This window comes from Paraburkholderia sp. SIMBA_053, from assembly GCF_046534895.1.
In the GTDB taxonomy this organism is placed as follows: domain Bacteria; phylum Pseudomonadota; class Gammaproteobacteria; order Burkholderiales; family Burkholderiaceae; genus Paraburkholderia; species Paraburkholderia caledonica.
This window is the reverse complement of record NZ_JAWRXU010001915.1, coordinates 1-230: the sequence shown is the minus strand read 5'-3', so window position 1 is coordinate 230 and position 230 is coordinate 1. Positions and strand designations below refer to the sequence as shown.

Annotated in this window: 1 protein-coding gene; it reads left to right on the top strand. The window is 39.6% G+C overall.

Annotation, left to right across the window (positions count from 1 at the left end):
• The coding region (locus SB753_RS42210) for an amidohydrolase family protein (RefSeq protein ID WP_410805842.1) at positions 1-230 on the top strand (230 nt) is incomplete at both ends.

Here is a 230-nt window from a genome sequence, read left to right as displayed (position 1 = left end):
ATTAGATGTTGAAGCAGAACGCTATGTTCATACGTTGAATGGACATATAAATACGATTGATGCTTCAGGAAAGATTGTTACTCCAGGTCTAATTGATGCTCATACTCACATTGTGTTTGGGGGAAGTCGTGAAAAAGAGCTAGAGATGCGATTAAACGGAGCTAAATATATTGATATCCTAAAGGCAGGCGGCGGAATTCTCCAAACAACAACAAGTACAAGGGAAGCAA